Source organism: Sporosarcina sp. FSL K6-1522, from assembly GCF_038622445.1.
Lineage (GTDB): Bacteria > Bacillota > Bacilli > Bacillales_A > Planococcaceae > Sporosarcina.
Window position 1 is genome coordinate 3,386,435 of the sequence record NZ_CP152019.1, and the last position, 21,264, is coordinate 3,407,698.

A 21,264-nucleotide genomic window follows, 5' to 3' on the forward strand; every position below is an offset into this window, starting at 1 on the left:
TTCCCTCTTCCTATTAGTTGTATTTCGCCATCTTAGCCGCAAACGGATCATCTGGCGTATTCTCTCCGCCATTCGGATTGCCCGGCGTGACGATTGCCGGTGAATTGGGTGGCGTTTCCCCTGATTCAAACAGATAGTCATCCGATTCTTTCAGCGTTTTCAATTGGTCGTCCAAGCCTAGCAACGTTTCACCGTCTAACTTGATTTTCTCCACGTCCAACAACGCTTTTAACGCTTTCGGATTACGTACTTTTGCACCCGTTAGCGCTTCTTGTAGTTTGAAATCAAACGCTTGATTATGAAGTTTCTCCTCGTACTCACTTTTCGTGGTTTCGTTTGCACTTTGCAACTCAGTGATCTTTTGTTGCAAACCTTCCGCATCGATCTTTCTCAATTCTTCAAGCTGTGTATCACGATCAGTCAATTGACCTTTCAAGTCGTCTCGTTCAGTCGTCATTGCCGTTAGTTCACCCTTTGTTGCGTTTACCACAGAACCGTGACTAGCCATCACTTTATCGATTTGTTCATCAGTCAATCCCATTTCTTTCAATGCTTCTCTGTTCATTTCATTCCTCCTACATTTGGTGACGCAGTCTTGTCTGCGTTGGATTTGTGCATTTACGTTGCACGAACGACAAATAAGCCTGTTTAATGACTATTGCTAAAGTCAGGTGCAATAACGGATGCACGAACCGAGATATGGATCACTTCCTTTCGGGTGATAGCTCCTGTATTCTTTCTTGATAAGGGATGCAGCGGTAATGCAAAAGACAATAATACATACCTTTAAACGTTACTAGCCTATTTGTATTACTGCATTGACAACACTTCACACCTCTCACCCCTTTCAATTATCATAAGAAAAGTCTTTCAACAACGTATCTAACGGGGTATATACCTTCTCGCGCTTATAATTCCGCCTTAGATACTCACCGTTGTCCTCCAAGTGCTTTCTCATAGCCGCCTGCCTACGCCCGACCATCATCTTCCAATGCGCCGCGTTGCCACTTTTCAATTCTTCAGCAACCATGAGATTCTTTTTGTATTTGACTATCTCACGTTCGATACGACGCTGTGTATCCCTCGCCTTTGCCACCCGTTCGTTAAGTTCAGGGTCGACCTTCGGTTGATTGTTCGTGTTGACACCCGGAATAAAGGGCACGTGTAAATGCCTGCAATTAATCCCTAAATGACCGCCCGGCAAACCATAATCGGCAGCCCACACGGGGTCATAAATAGATTTGTATTCGCTATCCATCGAAATATCGTTAGGTTGCCGCAAATCAACCACGTTACCTTGTATCAACTTACAACGGTCAGCCGAACCAACAATACTGGGCACGATGACCGTATGAACGCCATACTCACTCATGCGCTCTTTGCGTAACTCGTTATACGTGTTGTTGAGCGTTGACTTCATAACTGTTCGTGTATAGTTTTCAAGATTCCATGTGTTGCCGCCTTTATCCACGAAAGTAGACTGGATGCCCTTTTGCGCTAAATTAGCGATAGCACGCTCGACCGACTGCTCAAAAGTGTATAGCCCGGTGTTGAATGCGGCAGATGTTTCATTAAGCACATTGGTATAAGCCCTCTGCGCCGTCCCCACTCCGTAATGAGTAGTTACCAGAGTTTGATTCACATAGTTGTTTATCTCGCTCCACGCTTGGTTGTGGTACGCCCTCATAACGCTATCTAGGTTGTTCGGCATCGGTTTCGCCGGTTGCGGCATAACTTTGTCAATATCCTGCACAATCCCCTTGCCCGCTTCTTTGAACATCTTTTTGATTTCTGGTTCCGCCACCCGTGTAACACTAGCAAGAAGCGCCACAACATCAGCGTTAAATAATCTTAACTCCGATAACTTTTCCGCCTGCCAGTAGGTTATATCTTCATGTCCATTTTTCAGACGTTCAATGATGATGCGAATGATTTCACCTTCGAGCGATTGATAAAGTTCCGACATGTTACCTGACCATAAATCTAATTGGGTTGGTGTGATAGTCATTCAATCACTCCTTTTAATCAAGTTATTCTAAATATTCCTCTAATGCGCCATCCGCTTTTTCTTGAAGAATTCTATCCTCTTCTGATTCAGCCAGCTCCTTCAACGCGATAAAAGCCGTGTTGTTTTCAAGTGGTCCAGCTTCGCACTCGTACCTGCACGATTCTAACACCTTAACAATCTTTCTTAATTCCATCACAATCACTCCCAATTAAAACGCCAGTTTTTAGAATGAATCCATATATTCGTTGCAGTGATTTCACTTCCGAACCTCACAGTAAAAGTTGGAGACTTTATCCGCTTGATCTTCATCAATCTAAATAAGTGTATAAATCGTATTATCCTCATCCGTCACTCCTCCTCACCAAATTCTTTTTTCTCGTTTCGGTAATTCATAGCCATCGGGTCCATCTCCACTTGCTCTGATTGGATTACCTCCAACCATTCCTCAGCGGTCTTCTTAGGAACCTTAAACACACGCTGGATGACCTCAACTGTTGGTATCAGTCCGAACGCTTTGGCTTGGCTATAAAACCTAAGCAACGCCGAACGATCTTGGAACACGCCGTCATCGAAATCAACGCCGATATGCTCAAACGTTGGTATATCGCCATCAAATAGCTTCTTGCCATTCCAAGTAGTAGCTTTGGCCAATTCCAAGACCGACACGATTAAACCTTTGATGAACTTCTCGACCTCATTCACATGGTCGTTACGAGTCCTGAACGTTAAATCGTTCTCGCTCACAATCTCGGTAGCTGTTTTCATCGAACGCCCATCAAATGAAAATGTGCCGACTGACAGCTTCAATTCCATCTCCAATGTCCTCAATGACTGGTTGATAGCTGCAACATACTGCTCTGTCCGAATATCACTCGTAACATCCTTGACCATTTCCTCGTCCTGCGCCATACGCATTGACTTGTAAACGTTGGTATCTGCATCAAACACCTGTATAGGTGGCATACCATCCTCTGACGGCATCGTCTGCAGCATGAAGTCACTCACAAACACTGTCCGCTGCCCCATCTTGATTTCCCACCAGAACTGGTCATACGTGTCATTAATCTTTCTGAGTGTCGATTTGGAGTTGTCAGCAATCCCTAGACCTAGCGTACTGTGAGGATTGATGTTGTTGAATCCGTTTGGTGTGACATAGTTAAACAATGTTCTGGTCAGTCCTACGATTACCGTTTCTTCTTGCAATCCGTCATACAAATCACTCAATGGCACTAGTTTACCGATTTCGGCTTTGTTATCGGACTTGTATAACTCATTAGTAATGACGTAATTGCCTTCCTGCCATTCATGAAACTCTAGCAGCGTGTAATAGACAGCCTTGCCGCCTACCATCTTCATCGTTACCGACTTCATGACACCTTCTGATATTCCATTGCTGTTGTTTCTGAGGGGATAGAACGCATTTGCCAAGGCCCATGAGAACTCTACTTGCCCGCTGTTCATGTCAACGTAAGGCCTAACAGTCAATCCGCCAGTTGCGTACATCGGCTCAAGGTACTTCGCTAGATTCTTCTTAAAGTCGTTATGCTCAAATACGTGTTGAATGAAGTCATCAGCTGATTTGTAGGTGTTCGTCGTCCCTTTTTCTTCATCAGCATCTGACACAACGATTTCACACTGCTCATTGAACACAAGGCCCGACAGTAGACTCGAACTCAATTTCATCATGTTGATGCTCTGATAATCTCGTTCTTTCTGGTGTCCAGCCGAGTTGATATATTTCACTTGGTCGTAATCGCCTTTATAGATGCTGAAACTTGATTCAATCCTAGCCAATTCAGCAGGATCTATATTGATTTTCGGATGGTCATTAATAGATTTTAGCGTTTGCCCTGACAATGCATACCCTCCTCTCTTAAATAGATTTTTGATTCGGTCTACCAGTTTCAAATTGCCACCTCATTCCCTATACTCAATGTAGTTAACGGAATTAAGGGGGATTGAATACTTTAATCTGCCGGTTTTATCTGCAATGTGAATAACAACCAGAGAGTTTGATAAATCCCCTTTGTGAACGGATTTCAGCACTTGGTCAGTTGCAAAATCATCCAATATAAGTTCATTGCCGTTATTAAGCATCAAAATAGCGTTCATCCTTTTTCTCCTCCTAGACCTTTAACCTGAAGTCTCTTGCGTTGCTCAGACACAGATAAACGAACATGTCGACTGAATGGTCATCCTCTTCAATTACACGTGGATTATCGCTATGCAGCGTCTTCTCATCCCAACTAAACTTCTTATGTTCTTCAATGAATACCTCTGTGCTATCTGTAAATGGCATTCCAATCGGATATGGGTCCTTTAAATAATAAAAACGCCCATCAGCTAACAAGCTGTGAACGTAATCAAACATATCCACTTTCTTTTTCTTAGCTACTGGCACCAGATGCTGTCCGTAGTCAGCAAAGTATTGATTCCGCAATGCAGCTTCTGCGCTATCAATCGTCCGTTTCATGATTCTAGCACCCTTAAATCGTTCTTGTGTCGATGTCTTGGTTATGAAATCGTTCAAATCCTTCGCTAAAGCACTTGGCGCCTTTTTGTTCACCTTGCCCGCCGGACTGTAGTAATACAAATTCAGCAATATAACCTTACCTTTAGCTGTTAACCCAAAGCACCCATATGTTGTAGCTGATTGAGCGTGACCACCATCGATTGAGTAATACAACGCAATCACTCTGTCGTCCTCTGGTAGCCCTTTTAACTCTTTGAATAGGTTTATGTTGAATACGTTGTTTCCGAGTCCTACAGGCTCACCCAGATAGATGTAACGGTAATAGTCGAAGTCATTCTTCTTTATCCGTTCAATGTCTGCCAGCATCTGTTCAGTGACGAACCCTAATTCATCATCCATATAGCTCGAATGATGCACCAGATAGTCATCTTCACCAACCATTCCGTCTGACCATTCATTTATCCAATGGTACGGGTTACGTGGTGGGTTGTATGACCAGAAGAACCGCACAAAGTCGGATAAATCGTGTTTCTGCCGCATGAAAGTAACGTTCGTTTGGTCGAACTCTTCTGGACTGCCGAACTCTGCGGCTTCCTCGTACCAGACAGCAATGATATTACCAATGTCGTTTGATTTCAGCTTTGCAAAGTCATCTGAACCATAGAAGTAGAAGGTGGATCCAGTAGAAATGTGAGTAATCTTAAATGGAGCAACTGTAGACTTAAATTGTCCAGCCATACCGAACTTGCCCAAGGCCCATTGTATCTTCAAGAAGACTGAATCCCTTATCGTATTACCGACTTTACGGATTACCACAACGTTCCCTTTCTCGCCCTCAGCCAAATACCCCAACATCATGTTAACAAGCTGTAAAGCTATCACAGACGACTTAAACGAGTTACGGCCACCACGCAAGATATTATACGGCTTGTCAGTTGTCCATACTGACTCGAAATGTGGATTCACGTTCTGTTGAATGTCGATTGTAGGCTCTGTCATTTCTTAGCACTCCATTTGTCAACGACGATAATCTTAGGTGGTTCAATATCTTTATTGCTCTCTTGCAACTTCTTCGTTTCTACTTTAACTTTTTCGACCTGCGCTTCCATCATACGCATTTGCAACTGTAATTTAGGGTCGAACATACCGATGTGCTTACCTATTAGTTCAGTTGCTTTATTCGCTCCTGTACTATCAAACTGATATTCACCTGTTTCAACCAATTCTTGTGAACCGTGGTCGTATTCCATAACCGGTTCAGCTTGCATGGATCTATCGGATATATCCTTCAACCGTTTGAGCACCCAATAAGCATCCAACTCTAATTCATCGGCTCGTTTATCCTTCAATTCCTTCACACGTGCGAGGACTTCAACATGTTTCAACAATCGTTGCCCTTGCGAATATGCCGTTCTCTCACTATATCCCGCTCTAATAGCGGCTTGTGTAGCGTTCAAGTCAATCATGTACTCCTTGCAGAACATCTCCTGTTTCGCACTTAGTTTCACATCGTATCACCTCATTATGCTAATCGCTTAGTATATTTTTAGGCATAGAAAAAGCACCCCACGCGCTCGGAGTGCTCTAATTCTCTTAAAATCTACCTTTGACCAATAAAAAACTCATAGTTCCTTCTATAGCGTCTTCGACACTTTCCACGACACCAACTTCTTTTTGTCCTTGCAACAACATCGCGTAATTGAGTAATCTATCAGATATATCAATCGTCGCAAGCGTCTTTTCTTCCTCTATATTCTTTTTATGGAATTTAAGAACTTTTCCTGATGCCTCGAAAGTAATAATACAATCGGCGAAAACACATTTATTTTCGTCATTAAAATATTTAGGTGTAGGTAGGTTATTACCCGACAATCTTTCGGCTATATCCCTCATTATGCTATCTACTATCTTCCTAACCTGAATGATATCATATGACTCTTCTGATATCTTAGAGATATAAGAATCTATCCAGTCTCTGCTCATAAATTTCACCCCCCTCCCTGACATCATTCGCCAAGAAAGGTGTAAATCCTTTATTTATCATACGTATGTATGCGGGGCTTATGGAGGTCGTCCATCGTTCGAACGCCCCCTCTTTTAATTCTCCCCCATCACTATTGCAACTTTGCACATCATCCGCATATCATGCCGCATCAATTCTACTCTTAATTTTCTTTCTAGCCCTGTTTATAGACTGTTGCACCATGCTTTTACTGACGCCTAATTCATCTGCAATCTTTGACCAACTCATTCCTTGGGCAACATGAAGAATGTAGCATTGCCTTTCTCTCAACGAGAAAGATGCAAGAATATCCGCCATAATAACCTTTTCTTCTCTCGTCATGAACAGATGCTTTTTATTGATGTCACTTTCTTCTCTCAACTGCATTTCAATATCCGGAATCAAATCGATATTCTCATACGACCTACGCTGATAGACTGCCTTTTCATCGACCCCTCGATAAGTACCCGGCTGCCTTCCTGTAGTCATCCATTCAAGCGAAAAGGACATACTCTCAATCATGCTATTAATCTGCTTCAAGTCTTGCATCTCAACAGGGTTATCCCTGTCCACTTGATCAGCACGCCTCTTCAAATCCTGTCGCCCCACCGTATACTCCTGAATCAATTCATCCGCCCAATTCAACATGTGAATGCCCCCTCATCGTCGTCTAAATGCCCGCCCGTTTTCCAATCAGCGAATAATTTTTCTTATCATGTGTGGCTTGCAATCAATCACCTGGTGCTCCATCCTCCGTCTGCTGAAATCCCGCTTATGCCGCTGTCGAACAACAATCTTTTTCTCCTCTTCAAGCTGATACCACTTGACTGCCGCCTTTTTAAGCCACTCAAAATTCCTGTGGAAAAACGCCCGGATATTCGCAATAACTTTCTCAACCCACTTAGCTAGTGACTTTATAGCCTCAACTAACTTTTCTTGATTAATTTCCATCCCATTCACTCCTTTTGAAATAAAAAAGGACACCAAACAACAGCGTTATGCCGTTGCTCAGTGTCCCCGGTTGTTCCAGTAGACTTATTTAGTTACCATCAGTATTCATCGCCGCACAGAAGCCAACCTTGAAGCAAACTCAGTTCATTCAATCTTTCGTTTGCTCCTTTTTCCTCCAAGAACTCCATTCGCTCTTGGATTTTGTTTTCGATGTCACTTGACCAAAGTTTTATTTCGTTTTGATGTTTTAAACGCTCATTTTCTTTCCTCAACTCTGTTATTACGGATACTTTAATGCCGTTATCTCTTTTGTAGTTTTCAAACTCATTTTTCAAAACTTCGTATTTAGAAGGTTTATTGTTATTGGCTTGTTTAAGCAACGCCTTTGTCACCCTGTCCAAACGATTCCCTCCTATCTCTTCGTATAACTAATCTCATAAAACAAAGGCTTATCATCCTGCCACGTAATAATCTGCTTTCCAAATCCGTTACCAGGCTTGTCCACCTTTTCTATTTGCCCATCCTTCACTCGGTACACCGCATTTTCATCTAGTTTAATCTGTGCTGTTCTTTCCACCAGGACCCCTCCTATGTGTTATAATAACCCTGCCAAGGACGGGAGGAATCCTGTCTTTTTTATTTGTTATCCAACTCCGTCAACATGTGCAGCCGAATCTTCGCCGCCGTTTTTTCACCTACGCCATCAATCTCCGTTAACGTCTGCATCTTACCTGTCAAAAACTCGTAAAATATCTCCGTCGCTTCCTTCTTTCCTGCTTCCCGGCCTTTATTCCAAGCCATCATGACCGTTGGATCAAGTGGATTTCTCATGAGCTACACCTAATCGCCTTCAACAACTTTTCATTGTCAGCCACAAGCGCCTTTTTAAACTTTGCAAAGTTATCAAACAAAAACGGTTCATAGGTCAGTGCGAAATAGTCACAATACCGAATCACATCTTCAATTTCCATTTTGATCATGCCACTTTCTAAACCTTCAATACGGTATTTCGGCATCCTCAACACCCCTGCTAGATCATTAGTACTCATCCCCTCGCTTTTGCGAAGGTAGCTAATTTTATCTGGCATGCTTTTGATTTCTGGAAACCCTTGATTAGTCATTTCAATCCCTCCAATGCTTCACGTGCCACTTCCGGACACCGTTCGAAAAATTGAACCTCTGGATCGTGCGCTATCTTTTCCAACGCTTCACGAAATCGCTGGTTTTCCCTCCCCAACTCTCTATTGGCTACATGTAACCTTGCGTGGTCTTTGATTCTGTCGTCGCATAATTCTTCCAGCTTCCGCACCCGTTCGGCCTGTTCGACAAGTCGCTTATATTCAATTTCGTCAACCGTCGCAAAACGATTACCATGTGCATCTGTCCAGATTCTTCGCTTTTTGAGTTGTTCATAATATTCTTTTCCGTTGATATCCAAGTGTTGCGTAAGTCGTTCCGCTGTTGTTTTCCCCGTCACCCTAACCCCTCCTCAATTCCTCATGATAAATAATCCCATTTCGCTTCTTCGCGAACTCAACCTCATACTGCAAGACAGGCCCGCGAATCACCTTAACAATCCGCCCTGTTAGCCCCGCATAATCTTGAAGGTAGTAATAGTCCTCGATGTCAGACTCGTTCGGTTTAGCAACAACTATCACCGTATCGCCAACCTCAAACGCTTCGCTGATTGTTGATGGTAGTGCATCAAATATCGTGAGTTGCTGCACCATGTCGTTCACTTCTTATCACGTTTTTGGCGAATCTCAACTGTTGGTGAATATAGTCGTCATCAGGACCACCGCCGCCTGTCATCCAGTCACCAATGCGTATACGAATATCTTGCAACACCCAAGCCGGAAGTTGACCGGCAAGAGCGTTGATTTGTTCTAGCGCCGTCATGTTATCACTCCCTATTTCTTGCGGCTCACAATAGGTCCATGAGCCGCATTTTTCGTTTACACAGGCGAAAATGCTTGAAGTTCGCTCGATTGATAGAACTACGCATTTTGGTCGTACTGCGTCACTTGTCCGAAACGTATTCATAGTGACTAACTTCTTTTCTAAGTTCCTGTTCAGTCAGTTTTTCAACGTAACTCTCTTCGAGAGAAACGCCCTCTACACCGGAAACTAAATCTACTAAGGCTCTTTCGAGGTATTCACGCGGACAATTTGGATTGCACCAATAATCCATCCCATCAATTACCCATTCCATCAAATTCACTCCTTCGCCGTTTGTGTCATATGTGAAACTACTTAATTGCCAACAGCCACTTTGTAACGTGATTTACTACTAACCATTTCCGGTAAATTCGCTCTTACTAAAGCATCTGCAAATGGTGGAGGAACGCTATTTCCCACACGCTTTATTTGTTCTGCTTTCGTCCCCGGGTGCTGATAACTTTCAGGGAATCCCTGCCCTTTGAATAGTTCATGTGGTTGAAGCATGCGTAGCCCGATGTCAGTTATTTGTTTGCCGTTAGTAATACAAGTTGTTAAAGCGAAACGATCTTTAGTCGTTATCGTGTGCAACGGCTCGTATAACCCCTGCGCTGTACTTTGACCATAATATTTTGTTAGGAATGCGTAGACCAAGGCGAATCGATTACCACCTGCTGTTATCGTGTGTAACGGCGTATCTAGCGCAAGTCCTCTAACTTCTGATTCAGTCCGCTCTGTGTAATAGCTGATTAAATAAGCAGCTATATCGTCACTCACCATAAACGGGTTATCAGCTTCAATTACGAATTTATTCAATCCGCGTTCAATGCGCTTTAATGTGTTTGGTACCAACGGTTTTTTTCTGTCGAATATCGAAGGTGCTCCAATGCTCCAATCGATAATTTCCGAAGATGTACGCCATGGTTTCAACCTTTTTGATTGCACCGCTAAACTCTGTGGATCTCCGTGCGTTGGTCCTGGCCAAGTAATTGCCTTGCCGTCGCATCTAGCAATCATGAACAATCGCTCGCGAGTCGTAGGCGCTCCGTAATCACAAGCTCGCAACTTTTTAAATTCAACCTGGTAGCCCAATGCTTCCAGTGTTTTCACGAAACTTTGAAACGTCTTTCCTTTTAGTTCTTTGACTGGCTTCCCATCCTTAATTGGTCCCCAGTCTTGAAATTCCTCGACGTTTTCAAGCATAATTACCCTTGGTTTAACAGCTAAAGCCCACTTGATCGCAATCCATGCGAGCCCTCTGATTTCCTGCTTAACCGGCTTCCCGCCTTTAGCTTTTGAGTGGTGGGTACAATCGGGACTAAACCAAGCTAGTCCCACTTTGCGCCCTCTCACCGCTTTTACTGGGTCCACATCCCAAACCGACTCACAATAATGCTCTGTATCTGGATGATTCAACTTGTGCATCTCGATAGCAGCAGGGTCATGATTAATGGCTATATCAACTGATAAACCTGTTGCCATCTCAATTCCTGTCGATGCTCCACCCCCGCCCGCAAAGTTGTCGACGATAATCTCACGAAATAAATCTAGTTGCAATGCTCACCCTCCCCGCTTACTTAACCACCCAAGCGCAAACCCCGCGCTAATCAACAAAACCGCAATAACAAGCATGATGACTGCACCTGATGCTATTGTTTCTGACAACCTTGTACCCCCTATTCCGCTTTCCTGTTTAAACGCCTCATGACAGCGATATATCTATGCGTCGTAAAATCATTCGCAAACTTCTTTTTCGGACCATATGACCCGGGATCCAAAGCGAACATTTTCCGTGTCTCCGAATCTTCACTCATAGATACAAGTTCGAACCCCTTTGCTACAAGTTCCGCGACACGTCTATCGACTACCGCTTTATCTCCACCCGTGACCCTTGTTGTGAAATACTTGCTCATACTCCCAGCCCCCTAAACTGATTTGAGATAGTGCAGCACGTACCCCTTTTCACTTTTTACCAAATCGCAATTCATAAAGAAAAACGGATGCGGTATAGATTTCCTTCCGCCCTTCTTGGCGTCTTCCCAATACGTTTCTAGCAACTTGAATGGCAGAAGGTATATTTCATCCAACTTAGTAAAAGAGACTAGAAGAAACGCCTGCGCGCCTTTCTGATGCCACGATTTCAACATTTCGTACTGATGCTCTGAAATATTATCGAGTGGAAAACTCGTTTTGTTGGATGTCTCTTTAGCGTCAAATGCAATTGCTCGTCCCATCCCGTTACGAATGCCGACGTAATCAACCCATTCACCTTTCATGGTGTAACCTGTCACTCGACCCCGATTATTTCCTGTAATTTGTACAGGTGTTGGTACTTTACGTACATCAGCAACCCCTTTATTGCGATACTGCTTGTTCGTCATGTCTATCAATCTTTCGAGGACCGCCCCACGGTTCGCGTGGGAACGGCTATATGTTTTTCTCAAACTGCCACCTCCTGCCCAACAACCTCATCCAGCGTAATTTGAATCCTTTCAAACTCCGCATCCGCTTCGGCCTGTTTCACCTTGCACACCGGCCCATACCCATCATCAATCGACTTCTGCGTTTTCAGCTCCCTGCCACATCGTCCGCATTCCATCCTCATCGCTCCTCCTAACCCAATTTCCCGCCTTATTCACAAGCCACCTAAGATTCGCCGTACTAATCGTCACCGTCACGTCCAAATCACTGAGTAGCGATACCTCTTCCAACTGCTCCAAAACTTCAACATCCTTGGGTTTACCGCTATTTTTTCGACCTCGCATCTCCACTTTGACCCCTCACTTTCAAAGTTTCATAGATTCACCGCATTTAAAGGTCGTGCTGTGTATTAATAAATGTTTGCATGAAAATTTTTGATCATTTTATTGACTTTCTTTGTTACTGAACTGTCTCTATAAAAAATCATGTCTTTGTACTGCCTCGGGTTTGAGTTGTCGAGTTCACTAGATTGGCATCCTTCTCGATTCAATTGGTGTTGGAAATCTTCTTCTGGACACCACTTCAAACCACCCCAACCTACCCAAGCGCTATCAGAAACAGTTACCTCTTCAAAACTGTCCAACTCACCATTTCGCTTTAGTAGCCATAAATACTCGTCCAACTGCATGTCCCATAGCTTGTATGAATTTCCGAACATCATTACGTGTGATACATTGAATTTGACACGAATAATTCTCTCTTTTTTCTTCGCCATATCGTTTCCCTCCAATGTCGCGGTTTATTTCTAATACGCCACCTTCAACTAGAACGGAAGATCATCGTCCGTAACTTCAATCGGTCCCCCGCCTGTTGAAAACGGGTCACTCTGTGTCGTTTCCGCCCGATTCTGAGCGTTTGATTGATAGTTTGGTGTATTCGTATACCCAGACTGTTGACCACCGTTATTCGATGCGCTAGGCGTATTTCCCGCATTGCTGTTTTTCGGCTCAAGGAACTGAGTACTATCCGCAACAACTTCTGTCGTATAAACTCTCTTGCCATCCTGCCCCTCGAAACTGCCTGTTTGAATCCGACCATCAACTCCGGCGAGACTACCTTTCCGCAAGAAGTTCGCAATGTTCTCCGCCTGTTTGCGCCAAGCGACGCAACTGACAAAATCGGCTTGTTGTTCACCATCGTTTTTGAATGGTCGATTGACTGCTAACGTGAAGCGACATACAGCGATTCCAGTTTGTGTATATTTAAGCTCAGGATCTTTTGTGAGCCTGCCGACTAGTACGACTCGGTTTATCATTCGTCATCCTCCTCGCAACAGCACATGCCTTCCTCTTCATAGTTGTTGCATTTCTTGCAATACTTATCTGTTTCAAAGCCGATAAATTGGTACTGCGGCCTGACATGGTATTCCTTCCCGCACGATCTGCTGGTGCAGTGATGATAATCCCCCGCTTCATCCCAGATACTGTGGTTCGGTTCTTCTACATAGCCGCAATACGGACAAGTTTGCTCGTCTGTCATTCCGCCACCTCGACTTTCATTTCCTGTGCGTGTATTTCCAACGGGAATTTAATTTGGCAATACGGGCAAGTGATTTCGTTCAGTAACTTCGCCATTTCATCTGCCGGTTTCGGTAAACCTAGTGGTAGAAAGAAAACATGTCCATGACCGCACGTGAATTTGTGAACTCTCATTCCGCCACCGCCCTTTTAACCGCTAGCAACCTAACAAGAGATTGATAGTCCATGTCGAGAAATGATTCACCATTCGGCCCCTTGGTAACTCTGTGTACCATGACCAATTCGTTGTGCACGTACAATAATTTTTGTAGGTTCATACCGTTTGCTCTCCTCCCAATTCGCGTAATAACTCCTGACGCATTCGCTCAATCTCCGAATTTGATTCAGTCGGAATGATACGTTCAGGTTGCTTGTCCTTGGCAAACCATTCAGGCGTAATTTCCTCACGTGTAGACTTTTTTGATTTCGTCTGCGCTGGGAAATGTCGGTCAAGGATAAAACCAACGCAATACGACAGCGAGTGAATCCGATCTCTCGAGTGTCGAGGGTTATAATTCCTGAACGCCTCCTCCAAACTGCTGATTGCTTCCAGAAGAGGAACGCCTGCAGCTTGAATCTCTTTTGCAGCATTCAAGTCAGCTGGTTTGAAATCGAATCCAAATGCACGTAATTCTACAAATCGATTTAGCAACTGTCGAAGATAATTTTCCGATTCGTCATTCGCATTTTGGATTTTGGGTTTCACAAGATTTTCGACAATCGGATTTTCAAAATCAGCAGCGCCTTTCTTTACCTCTGTTTTTATGTTTATTGTCTTTAATATTTCTTTTGTATTTATAGGGGTGTCATCTTGACCTACTCTAGAGGTGTCACCGTGACCACTACTAAGGGGTGTCGGCATGACCACTGGTGGGGTGTCACTTTGACCACTACTAGGGGGTGTCGTTTCGCCCGCTAGGGGTGTCGGCATGACTACTCCTAAATCCTCTCTAGAGGTGTCGTTTCGACCACTACTAGATTCATAATTCCATGTGCTAGGGGTGTCATTTTGACCTACTCTAGAGGTGTCACCGTGACCACTACTAATCTCCATCCCCGCATACTTTTTGATGGTCCAAGTTGCATAATTTTTATTGAATTCGACAATTTTAGGACTGGTTCCAACGGGTGCTTTGACCTCGATAATCACCTTATTTTCTTCGAGTGATTTAAGTGTTTCGATGACCCTTTTTCTTTGCAATCCTGTCTGCCGAATGATTTGATTCAAGCTAAATTCACACTGTTTTCTATTCCATCCATAGGTGTTGCGCCATAATGCCAGGAGCAACTTAAACTGATTTTGCGTGAACTGGAAGGACTGGATGGCATCCAGCAGCTCATTGGCTATCTTGGTGAATCCGTGTTCCAACTGGACATCAGCCACTTAATACACCCTCTTTATGACTTTGTTAAGGCACGTACACAAGCTTCCCAGTAGCCGCTTGTACTGCCCGTTTAAACTCTTCCTCGTTGCTGTTCGTGTCGCTCAAATGGAGCAAATGAATCTCCTGTACTCGTGATAGATCGTTAGCTTTAAAGAATTCAAGCAAGTTCTCCAATGAGAAGTGGCTCCCGATAATTCGGTTTGCCAGAAATTCATGAACGCGTCCCGAATCCGTATTTTCATCAAGTATTTTTCTCGAATAGTTACACTCAATCATCAAGTGCGTAAGGCCTTTGAATCTGTATTTCACGTAGTAAGTGTCTGTTGCAAAGAGCAACTTGCTGCCGTTCTCGCTTTGAATAAGAAAGCCGTGATTTTCTACATCGTGTTGAACATCAAAGGGCAATATAGTGAATGTGCCGACTTTGAACTGTTGCTTATTTTCATACCGTCTAATTCGGTTGTGCTGTATGCCTATTTCGCTTTCAGTTGACTTCGACATATAAACATCCATCGAAGCGTCCAACGCCCCCTGTACCCCTTTGCAGTGGTCTTGGTGGCTATGCGAAATTAAACATGCTGCTACTTTCGTAGTTTCATAGTTTAATGCCCGTTGAATCCTCTTAAACTGGATTCCCAGCTCAATTAAGAGCCGGGTTTCTCCATCGTCTATTAGATAGCAGTTGCCGGTACTTCCGGTTGCTAACGTTTTAATCTGGATCATTAGAAGCCAGGCCCATTCGATGTAACTGGTTGCTGTTCGAACATCGCCTGTTGAACGGGTTCTTCCTGCCTCTGTACCGGTTCAGTAGGTATCTCGATAACCTGTGGTTCTGGTGCTATATCCAAATCCTCTGTATTCGCATTTTGTTGAATTTCGTATTCTGGATTAATTTCTTTACGTTCGTTTTCGTACTCGTTTTCCGTAGAGTTGTTGATTGCTTCAATGAGTAGATCACTGTCATCGCTTGTATTAATAAAAGCTTTCGCTGCGCGATTGATTACAGTTCGTTTAGCCATTTCACCAGGGAATTTCTTGTGAACCGCTTGTCCTGTTTTAGACTGTCCCCAAGATGTTTCGATTTCATTCCTGGTCATGGCTGTCATGATTTCCTCACCGTCTGCCGTTTGAATAACGGCGTATGCCCCGATAACATCTTTGTCTCGGTTTTCAAATGCTGTTTTGTGAATGACTAACTTTTCGCGACCCCGGTCGTTTTCGTACTCGAATACATCGTCTTTGTAGATCACGTTGGCCCAAATGTCATTGACGCCATTGAGCCGCTTTAAAACGGCTTGTGTGCCGAAATATGAGCGAAGCATTTGTAATTGTGTGCCGTATACAATGAAATAGCATTGCGTTTTCGCTGGGCTTAACCCTTGTACCACCATGTCGAGCAAAGAGTTGGCAATAGATTCTTTTGTACAAACTTCCAATGCCGGTTTACCACTGCGGTCTTTCACTTCTTGTAGCTTGAAAAAAGCACTTTTTAAAGCATTGCTGTGACTGTAATTAGGAGGGAGTGCTAGTCCCTCTGATTGCAGTTCGGCGATTTTATTGTTTACTGAATCCGTGATGTCACGTTGGATGATTGCTAGTTGGTTTTGGTTAGTCATTTATTTGTCCTCCTGTATTTTCACTAAGTTTTCTTTGCCAAGAAAAAGATAGTCTTCATCGTAAAAATCAGCGTCAATTGCATACTTCATTTCCGGTTCCCGAAAATCGTTTACACTGACAATAGACCCTTCTCCCATAGGAATGCCGTCATTATTAAGAACTGTCACTCTATCTCTCGCCTTTAAAGTCATACAGCACTCTCCTCGTGTAGCATCTGCATACCTTCTTCAATCAACCGTTCCGCGTTGCTTTTTTCGACTCCTTGCTTTTCAACGCGCAACTGCTTGTCCTTTTCGGATACAACGAGACTGATAAGCTGTGAATCCGTATCAATCAGCTTCGTCACCGCTTCCGCATTATCAACGAAGATAGGAGCTCGGATGCCAAAGTGTTCCGTCAATGTATTAATGATGTCGATGCCAACGTTGATACGTGCAGCGTTGTTCAGACCGCTTGAATATGGGACACCTTCGTACAAAGTTTCACAAACTTCCGTAATACCACCGTTGATTTGCGTATCGAACAATTTGAAGCGCGCATACTTGAATTTCGAGTTGATTTTTTCAGTAAGCAATTCAACTTTCGACCGGATGAATTCTTCCGTTAAGAACAATTCGTGTTCTAGTTTTTCAAACTCAGTAGCCAGTTCTTTTTGTTGTTCTTCGAGTTCTGCGATTCTCTTACGGGAAGCTACTATTTGCGCTAACTGCGCTAGTTGAGTGTTGATTTCATTACGTTTAACACGAAGACCAGCAACCTCTTTTTCAATGTCCACAACGGCTTGCTGAGCGTTTTCTTTCAACGTCCCAATTTGTTGGTTTAGATCTTCAACTTCTTCTAGTTTGGATAAATAACGCTTGTCTTGTCGTGCATCCTTTACAGCTTGTCTAAGCGTGGTTAGTTCATTAGTTAGCTTTGCTACCACTTTCTCTTTCGCTTCAATTTGTGGGTGCAGTGACATCACTGTTGCTTTTAATTTCTCTATTCGTTCAAGCGTTTGCGCCTTATCTTCCGCAATCGCTTTTCCGTTGTTTGTGATCCGTTCAAGTTCAGTAGACTTCGCTAGGTTAAATGCCGCGACCACCTTTTCTTTCGCCGCTTCAACTTCCTCAACCGGTAAGGATTGATTACAAGTTGGGCATACGCCGTCCGGGTCATGTTCGTGTGTGTAAACACGTTCATCTTCTTTGGCCCATCGTTCACGTAGATCCACTAGTTTTTCATCAAAACGGGTGATGTCCTTTTCTAGTAAAGCTACCTGGTGCTCGGCATCATCTTTCTTGCGGTTCAGAATCGCAATGTTCGACTGTTCTTCTTGGATTTTTGCGTTAACCTGGTGACCTTTTTCAATCGATTCAGCTTCCAGTTCGTTCTGAATCTCTTTCAAATCAAGTTCGATTTGGCGTAGTTGGTTCTGCTTTTCAGTTACAGCTCCGCCATTTTTAATGCTGTTGATTTGCGTTGTATATCCGTCTATCTCTACATCAATTTCAATGACATCACGTTCAAGCCCTAATGGATCAATGCCACCTTCCGGCATCGAGTTATTAATTTCATCAATCCGCACCGGAATCCGGTCTAGTTCTTTGTTGATTTCGGCTCTGCGTCCGGCAATGACTTTCCGGTGGTCTTCAATCGTGCGACCTTTCAATATAGTAGGAAGGTCTTTCAACGCTGAATTAAATGCAAGTACGTCTTCCTCTTCTACATCGCCGCACACTTCGAGCAAAGTTGCTCGTTTGTCCTGCCATTTCATTTGTTCATTAAAAAATGTTGGCGAAGTAAGAAGTTTGAACACATCCTCTTTTACAAGCGCGTCTACTCTGTCTTGGTACTCCTTTTTCTTGGAAGGTACACCATCGATGAAATAATTCGTAACATGGCCCGAAAACTCAGCAACTGGCGCACCACGTCTTTTTGTCCATTTCTCCGCATATACTTTTCGTAAAGTGAGAGGACTGCCGTCAATACGAAAAATAGCTTCGACCTCGTGGTCTAGGTTGTTGACTTCCTTGCCCTCTTTTAAGGTTTTGATTGCGAAATCCGCACGGTTTTGACTGTCCTTGTTGAAAAGGAGCCACAGGAACGCATCGTACACTGTTGTCTTCCCTGTCGCGTTGTCACCATAGACCTTTGCGTCGCCGCCATTTAGTTCGATTTTTAGATCCTTCACGCCTTTGAAATTCCTAAGTGCCAATGCCATCAATTTAATTTCTTTCAAAATTTTCTCCTCCTTGTCATTTGAGGGGTTCTGTACTAAAATGTGAGTAACTATATTTGTAAGAACCCCGAACTCGCTGCTCGAACAGCGGGTTTATTTTTGTTTTTGAATCATTTCGATTGCGTCCCAAATCGTATCTACTTTGATATGCTGTAATTCATAAACCTGTTTAGATGCCACCATCTCTTCCATAGAAGATGCTCTTGCAATCGCATGGGCTAAATCATTTAATTCATCCACTTCCGAGTCGTGCCAAGCACCAAGCTTCTCAATGAGTTTTTCCACCGTGTTCCCCCCTTCCGAATTCCTTTTCAAGTTCCGCCGTAGTGATCTCGTGGTGACAATCATCACAACGTCGTGAGTATCCGTAACCTTCACCCATATACACACCACAGGAATCGCATAACGTTCCGTCTATGTGCATATCTGCTATTTCACCCATTTCGATCACTCCTTTCCGCGCGTTTCCACCGTGTGCCGATGTAAAACGCGATACATTGCGACAAAACGATCAGTAACATGTCACCTTTCTCTGCTAAAGACAGCATGTAATCATCCTTTCCGATGGTTTGTTGAATCCCATCAAGACGACTAGTAACAAGTGCAGTTTTAGCCATAAGGCCGTTACTAGCCATCTTGATAGGAGCCAAGGCTCCGTATCGGTTATAGATCAAAGTAAAACTTTCTTAGGTGTTCGTGCGCAGACTGAAACCGATGTAATTCTCGATATGCATCCCTTTGTTTCAGCGACCCGGCAGCCGTCTCGTGAACTGCAACTCGCCACTTTGCAATTTCTTTTAATAATTGCCTTTCGTAACCCTCCAACGTTTTAGATGAATTTCGTTGTTTTTGTCTATTCCGCTTATTCGCCATGTTATTTGCTCCTTTTTGTGATATAATCACAGTAGATTAGTTTTTAACGCCCGCCGATTGACACCGCCATGTCAGTTGGCTTTTTTATTTTCGTGACATCAATTCCGGCTCTCTTCATTTTTTCTATAAAAATTGCTAAATCTTCGCGTAACTGCTTTTCTTCTACTCTCATGACTTCCTCCTATTAAATGAATCTGATGAATCCACCTACAACCGCCGTCAACATCTGCGCTAATGCAGCCAAATCCACGCCAGCCACTATAGCTGTAGTTGCAGCAGCTACATCATGCAGCTGAGTAGCTTGTAGCCATCTAACCAAGTCCGCTGCCTTTAACTCCATTCGATCGTTTTCTAAACGCGATACCGTGCTACGTGATAGATGCGTTTTCTCCGCCATATCCTCTTGACTCAAATCCGCTAGTAATCTAGTGGTTTTTAATAGTTTTCCGAATGTCAAATCTTCACCCCCTTTTTCGATGTGCTGAATCTGCACAATCAATGCGGGGATTGAACACCCCTTGCAGTACTTGGACAGTTTTTCCATGCCGAATCTAGTAATATTATTAATGAAGGAACTAGTTAACTCGCCGAGACGACCCCTCCGGCGCCCCGCAATACCTCGCTGCACAATCTTCGATATGCAAGGGGCATGCCCGCCCCTTCCTCACTACTCGACCAACTTCAAATGTTGCTGATTGTTCAACGCTTTGATCTCGAGCCGTAAACTTGTATCTGGCGCCCATTCTTGGATAAAGTGCAATGCTTCATCGAATCGAACTTTAGGCAACTCTCCGTATCTAGGAATCTCAAAATGTCTTTTGAACTCGTTCCAGAACTGCGAAAATACCTTTTTACTGTTAACTTTGTAGGCATTTGAATCTTTGCCGCCCAAGCACTCGACAATCTTTCCGCGAGCATTTCGATTGATGCGTTGTTCTTGTGGCCCGTTGATTCGCATGTGATCTTTCAAATACTTCACGTCCGTTTCGACGGTTTCTAATCGCTCTTCATGCTGAAGCGCCGATTGTAATAGAAGCTTTGTGTTACTCGGTTGCACTAACTGCTTTTCCATTTCTTCGAACTTGCTCACATAAGCCGCTGTAAACAGAACGCCTTTTTCTCCAGTCATTTTGTTAGCAACCATATGACAACCCTTTTTAGTGAGAAGAAAACTTGGCAATGTCCGACCTGTTGAATCTTCATACGTGCTTTCAACGAAAAATTCACTGCGGTCGAAACCGCCCTGAGTTAAATGTTGTAGATACCCACGAATACTTTTTAGTAATGCGTTATGTTCGCGGTCTACCATTACCGCAACTTCCCGACTATCTGTAACTAGTTGCCCATTAATAGAAACTACTTTTAATTGATCCATTGAACTTCCTCCCTTATATAGAAGATTTGTGAACTACCCAACTTTGAAATAGCTTGTGTTGTCCTCGACCCATTGCGTGTGGCGATCAATCCACTGAAACAGTTTATCCGTCGGAATTAAGACCCCCGCTTCCCGCATAACTGGAAAGTCCGGCCTTTTCATTAGCTCTGTCGTTCTAGTCGGACCGATACGGAGCAACTCCATCAGTTCCAATCTTGTAAGCAAAGGGGGAAGGTCTCGCATCGGCGATGAATCCCTTGCTATCTGCCGCAATTCTTCTCGAAGTTTCGGGAGTAACGCCTCCGCCAACTTGTCGTAGTCGAATTCCATGGTTAGCATGTTTACCTCTCCTTTCTTACCCTTCACACCCACCAATCAAAGTTCGACGTCGTCGCGTTGGCTATTGCTGTCGCTCGCTCTATT

The 21,264-nt window shown here is 43.7% G+C and carries 37 protein-coding genes; all 37 read right to left on the reverse strand.

What is annotated here, in order from left to right; all coding sequences use genetic code 11:
- Window positions 1-13 precede the first annotated feature (13 nt).
- The 37 genes from MKY34_RS16775 to MKY34_RS16955 all read right to left on the reverse strand — a co-directional run bounded on the left by MKY34_RS16775 (window position 14) and on the right by MKY34_RS16955 (window position 21,180).
- Window positions 14-565, reverse strand: coding sequence for a phage scaffolding protein (locus MKY34_RS16775; protein ID WP_342512260.1), 552 nt, complete (start codon window positions 563-565; stop codon window positions 14-16).
- A gap of 282 nt (window positions 566-847) precedes the next feature.
- Window positions 848-2,008, reverse strand: a complete 1,161-nt coding sequence (locus tag MKY34_RS16780; protein ID WP_342512261.1) for a phage minor capsid protein — start codon at window positions 2,006-2,008, stop codon at window positions 848-850.
- 22 nt (window positions 2,009-2,030) lie between these two features.
- The gene (locus tag MKY34_RS16785) at window positions 2,031-2,201 is read right to left on the reverse strand and encodes a hypothetical protein (RefSeq protein WP_342512262.1); all 171 of its coding nucleotides are present in this window, start codon (window positions 2,199-2,201) and stop codon (window positions 2,031-2,033) included.
- Between the two features lie 155 nt (window positions 2,202-2,356).
- Window positions 2,357-3,865: a phage portal protein gene (locus MKY34_RS16790; RefSeq protein ID WP_342512263.1), complete on the reverse strand. Its 1,509-nt coding sequence runs from the start codon at window positions 3,863-3,865 to the stop codon at window positions 2,357-2,359.
- A 60-nt stretch (window positions 3,866-3,925) separates the two neighbouring features.
- Window positions 3,926-4,120, reverse strand: coding sequence for a hypothetical protein (locus MKY34_RS16795; RefSeq protein WP_342512264.1), 195 nt, complete (start codon window positions 4,118-4,120; stop codon window positions 3,926-3,928).
- A gap of 13 nt (window positions 4,121-4,133) precedes the next feature.
- A complete protein-coding gene (locus tag MKY34_RS16800; RefSeq protein WP_342512265.1) occupies window positions 4,134-5,480 on the reverse strand; it encodes a PBSX family phage terminase large subunit in 1,347 nt (448 codons plus the stop codon).
- A complete protein-coding gene (locus MKY34_RS16805) occupies window positions 5,477-5,989 on the reverse strand; it encodes a terminase small subunit (protein ID WP_342512266.1) in 513 nt (170 codons plus the stop codon). The genes MKY34_RS16800 and MKY34_RS16805 overlap by 4 nt, the downstream gene beginning before the upstream one ends.
- A gap of 85 nt (window positions 5,990-6,074) precedes the next feature.
- On the reverse strand, window positions 6,075-6,464 hold the full coding sequence (locus MKY34_RS16810; protein WP_342512267.1) for a hypothetical protein: 390 nt from the start codon (window positions 6,462-6,464) through the stop codon (window positions 6,075-6,077).
- A 160-nt stretch (window positions 6,465-6,624) separates the two neighbouring features.
- A complete protein-coding gene (locus MKY34_RS16815; protein ID WP_342512268.1) occupies window positions 6,625-7,131 on the reverse strand; it encodes a sigma-70 family RNA polymerase sigma factor in 507 nt (168 codons plus the stop codon).
- A 45-nt stretch (window positions 7,132-7,176) separates the two neighbouring features.
- Entirely contained in the window at window positions 7,177-7,434 is a 258-nt protein-coding gene (locus MKY34_RS16820; protein ID WP_342512269.1) for a hypothetical protein, read from the reverse strand.
- 98 nt (window positions 7,435-7,532) lie between these two features.
- A complete protein-coding gene (locus MKY34_RS16825; protein WP_342512270.1) occupies window positions 7,533-7,835 on the reverse strand; it encodes a hypothetical protein in 303 nt (100 codons plus the stop codon).
- An 11-nt stretch (window positions 7,836-7,846) separates the two neighbouring features.
- The gene (locus tag MKY34_RS16830; protein ID WP_342512271.1) at window positions 7,847-8,011 is read right to left on the reverse strand and encodes a DUF3954 domain-containing protein; all 165 of its coding nucleotides are present in this window, start codon (window positions 8,009-8,011) and stop codon (window positions 7,847-7,849) included.
- Between the two features lie 59 nt (window positions 8,012-8,070).
- Window positions 8,071-8,265, reverse strand: coding sequence for a hypothetical protein (locus MKY34_RS16835; protein WP_342512272.1), 195 nt, complete (start codon window positions 8,263-8,265; stop codon window positions 8,071-8,073).
- Window positions 8,262-8,555, reverse strand: coding sequence for a helix-turn-helix transcriptional regulator (locus MKY34_RS16840; protein WP_342512273.1), 294 nt, complete (start codon window positions 8,553-8,555; stop codon window positions 8,262-8,264). Before MKY34_RS16840 ends, MKY34_RS16835 begins: the two co-directional genes overlap by 4 nt.
- A complete protein-coding gene (locus tag MKY34_RS16845; RefSeq protein ID WP_342512274.1) occupies window positions 8,552-8,911 on the reverse strand; it encodes a hypothetical protein in 360 nt (119 codons plus the stop codon). The genes MKY34_RS16840 and MKY34_RS16845 overlap by 4 nt, the downstream gene beginning before the upstream one ends.
- Window position 8,912: 1 nt before the next feature.
- Entirely contained in the window at window positions 8,913-9,164 is a 252-nt protein-coding gene (locus MKY34_RS16850; RefSeq protein WP_342512275.1) for a hypothetical protein, read from the reverse strand.
- Window positions 9,139-9,333, reverse strand: coding sequence for a DUF6877 family protein (locus MKY34_RS16855; protein ID WP_342512276.1), 195 nt, complete (start codon window positions 9,331-9,333; stop codon window positions 9,139-9,141). The genes MKY34_RS16850 and MKY34_RS16855 overlap by 26 nt, the downstream gene beginning before the upstream one ends.
- Window positions 9,334-9,454: 121 nt before the next feature.
- Complete coding sequence (locus MKY34_RS16860) at window positions 9,455-9,646, reverse strand: hypothetical protein (RefSeq protein WP_342512277.1); 192 nt, start codon at window positions 9,644-9,646, stop codon at window positions 9,455-9,457.
- Between the two features lie 41 nt (window positions 9,647-9,687).
- Window positions 9,688-10,929, reverse strand: a complete 1,242-nt coding sequence (locus MKY34_RS16865; RefSeq protein WP_342512278.1) for a DNA cytosine methyltransferase — start codon at window positions 10,927-10,929, stop codon at window positions 9,688-9,690.
- A gap of 119 nt (window positions 10,930-11,048) precedes the next feature.
- A complete protein-coding gene (locus MKY34_RS16870; RefSeq protein ID WP_342512279.1) occupies window positions 11,049-11,285 on the reverse strand; it encodes a hypothetical protein in 237 nt (78 codons plus the stop codon).
- Window positions 11,286-11,297: 12 nt separating this feature from the next.
- Window positions 11,298-11,816: a Holliday junction resolvase RecU gene (locus MKY34_RS16875; RefSeq protein WP_342512280.1), complete on the reverse strand. Its 519-nt coding sequence runs from the start codon at window positions 11,814-11,816 to the stop codon at window positions 11,298-11,300.
- Entirely contained in the window at window positions 11,813-11,977 is a 165-nt protein-coding gene (locus tag MKY34_RS16880) for a DUF6011 domain-containing protein (RefSeq protein WP_342512281.1), read from the reverse strand. The genes MKY34_RS16875 and MKY34_RS16880 overlap by 4 nt, the downstream gene beginning before the upstream one ends.
- A complete protein-coding gene (locus MKY34_RS16885) occupies window positions 11,922-12,137 on the reverse strand; it encodes a hypothetical protein (protein WP_342515340.1) in 216 nt (71 codons plus the stop codon). The genes MKY34_RS16880 and MKY34_RS16885 overlap by 56 nt, the downstream gene beginning before the upstream one ends.
- 65 nt (window positions 12,138-12,202) lie before the next feature.
- The gene (locus MKY34_RS16890) at window positions 12,203-12,568 is read right to left on the reverse strand and encodes a spore protein H (protein WP_342512282.1); all 366 of its coding nucleotides are present in this window, start codon (window positions 12,566-12,568) and stop codon (window positions 12,203-12,205) included.
- A 48-nt stretch (window positions 12,569-12,616) separates the two neighbouring features.
- On the reverse strand, window positions 12,617-13,108 hold the full coding sequence (ssb, locus tag MKY34_RS16895; protein WP_342512283.1) for a single-stranded DNA-binding protein: 492 nt from the start codon (window positions 13,106-13,108) through the stop codon (window positions 12,617-12,619).
- 220 nt (window positions 13,109-13,328) lie between these two features.
- Window positions 13,329-13,505: a hypothetical protein gene (locus MKY34_RS16900; RefSeq protein ID WP_342512284.1), complete on the reverse strand. Its 177-nt coding sequence runs from the start codon at window positions 13,503-13,505 to the stop codon at window positions 13,329-13,331.
- Window positions 13,502-13,648 carry a hypothetical protein gene (locus tag MKY34_RS16905; RefSeq protein ID WP_342512285.1) on the reverse strand — a complete coding sequence of 49 codons (147 nt, stop codon included), beginning with the start codon at window positions 13,646-13,648 and terminating at the stop codon, window positions 13,502-13,504. The genes MKY34_RS16900 and MKY34_RS16905 overlap by 4 nt, the downstream gene beginning before the upstream one ends.
- Entirely contained in the window at window positions 13,645-14,754 is a 1,110-nt protein-coding gene (locus MKY34_RS16910) for a replication protein (RefSeq protein WP_342512286.1), read from the reverse strand. Before MKY34_RS16910 ends, MKY34_RS16905 begins: the two co-directional genes overlap by 4 nt.
- Before the next feature lie 25 nt (window positions 14,755-14,779).
- Entirely contained in the window at window positions 14,780-15,478 is a 699-nt protein-coding gene (locus MKY34_RS16915) for an MBL fold metallo-hydrolase (protein ID WP_342512287.1), read from the reverse strand.
- Window positions 15,478-16,371: a RecT family recombinase gene (locus MKY34_RS16920; protein ID WP_342512288.1), complete on the reverse strand. Its 894-nt coding sequence runs from the start codon at window positions 16,369-16,371 to the stop codon at window positions 15,478-15,480. Before MKY34_RS16920 ends, MKY34_RS16915 begins: the two co-directional genes overlap by 1 nt.
- Complete coding sequence (locus tag MKY34_RS16925; RefSeq protein WP_342512289.1) at window positions 16,372-16,563, reverse strand: hypothetical protein; 192 nt, start codon at window positions 16,561-16,563, stop codon at window positions 16,372-16,374.
- Window positions 16,560-18,593 (reverse strand): hypothetical protein, encoded by a 2,034-nt coding sequence (locus tag MKY34_RS16930; protein WP_342512290.1) that lies wholly within the window; start codon window positions 18,591-18,593, stop codon window positions 16,560-16,562. The genes MKY34_RS16925 and MKY34_RS16930 overlap by 4 nt, the downstream gene beginning before the upstream one ends.
- Before the next feature lie 93 nt (window positions 18,594-18,686).
- Window positions 18,687-18,878 carry a hypothetical protein gene (locus tag MKY34_RS16935; RefSeq protein WP_342512291.1) on the reverse strand — a complete coding sequence of 64 codons (192 nt, stop codon included), beginning with the start codon at window positions 18,876-18,878 and terminating at the stop codon, window positions 18,687-18,689.
- A gap of 631 nt (window positions 18,879-19,509) precedes the next feature.
- Window positions 19,510-19,638 (reverse strand): hypothetical protein, encoded by a 129-nt coding sequence (locus MKY34_RS16940; RefSeq protein WP_342512292.1) that lies wholly within the window; start codon window positions 19,636-19,638, stop codon window positions 19,510-19,512.
- A 12-nt stretch (window positions 19,639-19,650) separates the two neighbouring features.
- Window positions 19,651-19,923: a helix-turn-helix transcriptional regulator gene (locus MKY34_RS16945; RefSeq protein WP_342512293.1), complete on the reverse strand. Its 273-nt coding sequence runs from the start codon at window positions 19,921-19,923 to the stop codon at window positions 19,651-19,653.
- A gap of 210 nt (window positions 19,924-20,133) precedes the next feature.
- A complete protein-coding gene (locus MKY34_RS16950; RefSeq protein WP_342512294.1) occupies window positions 20,134-20,841 on the reverse strand; it encodes an ORF6C domain-containing protein in 708 nt (235 codons plus the stop codon).
- 33 nt (window positions 20,842-20,874) lie between these two features.
- Window positions 20,875-21,180 (reverse strand): DNA-binding protein, encoded by a 306-nt coding sequence (locus MKY34_RS16955; protein ID WP_342512295.1) that lies wholly within the window; start codon window positions 21,178-21,180, stop codon window positions 20,875-20,877.
- Window positions 21,181-21,264 lie beyond the last annotated feature (84 nt).

Excerpts from the sequence above, each read along its gene's own strand:
- MKY34_RS16925 (WP_342512289.1), bottom strand. The coding sequence starts at position 16,563 with ATGACTTTAAAGGCGAGAGATAGAGTGACAGTTCTTAATAATGACGGC.
- MKY34_RS16860 (WP_342512277.1), bottom strand. The coding sequence starts at position 9,646 with ATGGAATGGGTAATTGATGGGATGGATTATTGGTGCAATCCAAATTGT.
- MKY34_RS16890 (WP_342512282.1), bottom strand. The coding sequence starts at position 12,568 with ATGGCGAAGAAAAAAGAGAGAATTATTCGTGTCAAATTCAATGTATCA.
- MKY34_RS16920 (WP_342512288.1), bottom strand. The coding sequence starts at position 16,371 with ATGACTAACCAAAACCAACTAGCAATCATCCAACGTGACATCACGGAT.
- MKY34_RS16775 (WP_342512260.1), bottom strand. The coding sequence starts at position 565 with ATGAACAGAGAAGCATTGAAAGAAATGGGATTGACTGATGAACAAATC.
- MKY34_RS16855 (WP_342512276.1), bottom strand. The coding sequence starts at position 9,333 with ATGACGGCGCTAGAACAAATCAACGCTCTTGCCGGTCAACTTCCGGCT.
- MKY34_RS16885 (WP_342515340.1), bottom strand. The coding sequence starts at position 12,137 with ATGCGAGGTCGAAAAAATAGCGGTAAACCCAAGGATGTTGAAGTTTTG.
- MKY34_RS16880 (WP_342512281.1), bottom strand. The coding sequence starts at position 11,977 with ATGAGGATGGAATGCGGACGATGTGGCAGGGAGCTGAAAACGCAGAAG.
- MKY34_RS16905 (WP_342512285.1), bottom strand. The coding sequence starts at position 13,648 with ATGAACCTACAAAAATTATTGTACGTGCACAACGAATTGGTCATGGTA.
- MKY34_RS16835 (WP_342512272.1), bottom strand. The coding sequence starts at position 8,265 with ATGAGAAATCCACTTGATCCAACGGTCATGATGGCTTGGAATAAAGGC.
- MKY34_RS16800 (WP_342512265.1), bottom strand. The coding sequence starts at position 5,480 with ATGACAGAGCCTACAATCGACATTCAACAGAACGTGAATCCACATTTC.
- MKY34_RS16820 (WP_342512269.1), bottom strand. The coding sequence starts at position 7,434 with ATGGAAATTAATCAAGAAAAGTTAGTTGAGGCTATAAAGTCACTAGCT.
- MKY34_RS16850 (WP_342512275.1), bottom strand. The coding sequence starts at position 9,164 with ATGGTGCAGCAACTCACGATATTTGATGCACTACCATCAACAATCAGC.
- MKY34_RS16955 (WP_342512295.1), bottom strand. The coding sequence starts at position 21,180 with ATGCTAACCATGGAATTCGACTACGACAAGTTGGCGGAGGCGTTACTC.
- MKY34_RS16915 (WP_342512287.1), bottom strand. The coding sequence starts at position 15,478 with ATGATCCAGATTAAAACGTTAGCAACCGGAAGTACCGGCAACTGCTAT.
- MKY34_RS16810 (WP_342512267.1), bottom strand. The coding sequence starts at position 6,464 with ATGAGCAGAGACTGGATAGATTCTTATATCTCTAAGATATCAGAAGAG.
- ssb (WP_342512283.1), bottom strand. The coding sequence starts at position 13,108 with ATGATAAACCGAGTCGTACTAGTCGGCAGGCTCACAAAAGATCCTGAG.
- MKY34_RS16900 (WP_342512284.1), bottom strand. The coding sequence starts at position 13,505 with ATGAGAGTTCACAAATTCACGTGCGGTCATGGACATGTTTTCTTTCTA.
- MKY34_RS16815 (WP_342512268.1), bottom strand. The coding sequence starts at position 7,131 with ATGTTGAATTGGGCGGATGAATTGATTCAGGAGTATACGGTGGGGCGA.
- MKY34_RS16940 (WP_342512292.1), bottom strand. The coding sequence starts at position 19,638 with ATGAGAGTAGAAGAAAAGCAGTTACGCGAAGATTTAGCAATTTTTATA.
- MKY34_RS16780 (WP_342512261.1), bottom strand. The coding sequence starts at position 2,008 with ATGACTATCACACCAACCCAATTAGATTTATGGTCAGGTAACATGTCG.
- MKY34_RS16950 (WP_342512294.1), bottom strand. The coding sequence starts at position 20,841 with ATGGATCAATTAAAAGTAGTTTCTATTAATGGGCAACTAGTTACAGAT.
- MKY34_RS16795 (WP_342512264.1), bottom strand. The coding sequence starts at position 4,120 with ATGAACGCTATTTTGATGCTTAATAACGGCAATGAACTTATATTGGAT.
- MKY34_RS16785 (WP_342512262.1), bottom strand. The coding sequence starts at position 2,201 with ATGGAATTAAGAAAGATTGTTAAGGTGTTAGAATCGTGCAGGTACGAG.
- MKY34_RS16840 (WP_342512273.1), bottom strand. The coding sequence starts at position 8,555 with ATGACTAATCAAGGGTTTCCAGAAATCAAAAGCATGCCAGATAAAATT.
- MKY34_RS16870 (WP_342512279.1), bottom strand. The coding sequence starts at position 11,285 with ATGAGCAAGTATTTCACAACAAGGGTCACGGGTGGAGATAAAGCGGTA.